The sequence below is a fragment of the Mesorhizobium sp. M1182 genome (assembly GCF_040318335.1).
In the GTDB taxonomy this organism is placed as follows: domain Bacteria; phylum Pseudomonadota; class Alphaproteobacteria; order Rhizobiales; family Rhizobiaceae; genus Mesorhizobium.
This window is the reverse complement of record NZ_JAMYMD010000071.1, coordinates 1-1,712: the sequence shown is the minus strand read 5'-3', so window position 1 is coordinate 1,712 and position 1,712 is coordinate 1. Positions and strand designations below refer to the sequence as shown.

Sequence of the window (1,712 nt, the reverse complement as noted above, 5' to 3'; positions counted from 1 at the left end):
GATACCCTCCGGCGAAGGCCGCCTTGCGAGAGGACGGCACGGTAGCGAGGCTGCGCTCTTAAGGTCGCCCTTACGAGCGAAGTTAGCAGCACAGCATGAGCCATGTGACGTTATTGACCGGGCCTGAGCGTCGTCGTCGTTGGCGTGAAGAGGATCAGTGCCGGATACTGGCCGCGGCATTCGCGCCCGGGGCCACAGTGGCGGCGGTAGCGCGTCAGTACGATGTCGCGACCAGCCTGATCTATAAGTGGCGCCGCACGGTGAGAGCCCGCGAGACGGGCTTTGCCGAAGTTGTCGTGGCTCCCGATGAGCCTGTCGCCGTTTCGCGGCCGGCGGCATCCCCAGCGGTGATCGAGCTGGAGGTCGCCGGCAAGGTGCGGCTGCGGATTCCGCTGACCACGCCGCCAACACTGGCGGCAGCGATGGTGAAGGCGCTGGGCGTTTCATGATCCCGGTTCCGAGCCAGGTGCGGATCTGGTTGGCGGTCGGCCGGACCGATATGCGTCGCGGGATGCAAGGCCTCGCTCTGCAGGTTCAGGAGACGCTGGGCCGGGACCCGCATGCCGGCGATATTTATGTCTTCCGCGGCCGCAGCGGCAATCTGATCAAGATTATCTGGCATGATGGGCTCGGCATGTCGCTGTATGCAAAACGGCTCGAGAAGGGCCGGTTTCTATGGCCGTCGCCGGCGGACGGCACGGTTTCCATATCACCGGCGCAGCTCGCCTACATGCTCGACGGGATCGATTGGCGCAACCCGCTTCACACGTTCCGCCCGCAGCGCGCGGGCTGAGTTTTTCTTTGAGTTTGCGCCATTTTCCGCGAGTCAGCGGACGCGTTTTATGATTCACTCCAGGGCATGGTTGCCACCGCCCAGGATGCTGTTCCGGACGATATTGGCGCGCTGAGAGCAGCGCTGACCGCGGCGCTGGCCAGAGCCGAAGACGAGGCCGCGCGCGCTGCGCTGGTCGAGGCCGAACTGGCGGTCGCCAGGGCCAAGGCATCGGATGATGCGGCGCTGATCGCGCATCAGCATCTGACGATCCGGAAGCTGCAGCGGGCGCTGCATGGTCAGAGTTCTGAACGCTCAGCCCGCCTGCACGACCAGATGGAACTCACCTTCGAGGAACTCGAGAGCACCGCGACGGAAGACGAGATCGCCGCCGAACAGGCCGCGGCCCGGACCACCGAGGTGGCGCCTTACATGCGCAAGCGACCGGCGCGCCAGCCATTTCCCGAGCATCTGCCGCGCGAACGCGTGGTCGAGCCGGCGCCGGCCGCTTGCCATTGCTGCGGCGGTCATCGGCTGCGCAAGCTGGGTGAGGATATCACCGAGACGCTGGAGGTGGTGCCGCGGCAATGGAAGGTGATCCAGCACGTGCGGGAGAAGTTCACCTGCCGCGACTGCGAGACGATCAGCCAGGCTCCGGCGCCCTTCCACGCCACCCCGCGCGGCTGGGCCGGTCCCGGCCTGCTGGCGATGATCCTGTTCGAGAAGTTCGGCCAGCATCAGCCGCTTAACCGCCAGGCCGAACGCTATGCCCGCGAAGGCGTGCCGCTCAGCCTGTCGACGCTCGCCGACCAGGTCGGCGCCGGCGCCGCGGCGCTGATGCCGCTGTTCAAGCAGCTCGAAGCCCATGTGCTGGCCGCTTCGCGTCTGCACGGCGACGACACGACGGTGCCGGTCCTGGCCAAGGGCAAGACCGATACCG

Annotated in this window: 3 protein-coding genes; all 3 read left to right on the top strand. The window is 66.5% G+C overall.

Annotation, left to right across the window (positions count from 1 at the left end; genetic code table 11):
• The first annotated feature begins 95 nt into the window (after positions 1–95).
• A complete protein-coding gene (gene tnpA / locus NKH33_RS33065) occupies positions 96–449 on the top strand; it encodes an IS66-like element accessory protein TnpA (protein WP_031239744.1) in 354 nt (117 codons plus the stop codon).
• A gap of 29 nt (positions 450–478) precedes the next feature.
• Entirely contained in the window at positions 479–793 is a 315-nt protein-coding gene (tnpB, locus tag NKH33_RS33060) for an IS66 family insertion sequence element accessory protein TnpB (RefSeq protein WP_352458905.1), read from the top strand.
• A 66-nt stretch (positions 794–859) separates the two neighbouring features.
• The coding region (tnpC, locus tag NKH33_RS33055) for an IS66 family transposase (protein WP_352923726.1) at positions 860–1,712 on the top strand (853 nt) is incomplete at its 3' end.

Coding starts and splice junctions, on each gene's coding strand:
- tnpA (WP_031239744.1), top strand. CDS start 96: ATGAGCCATGTGACGTTATTGACCGGGCCTGAGCGTCGTCGTCGTTGG.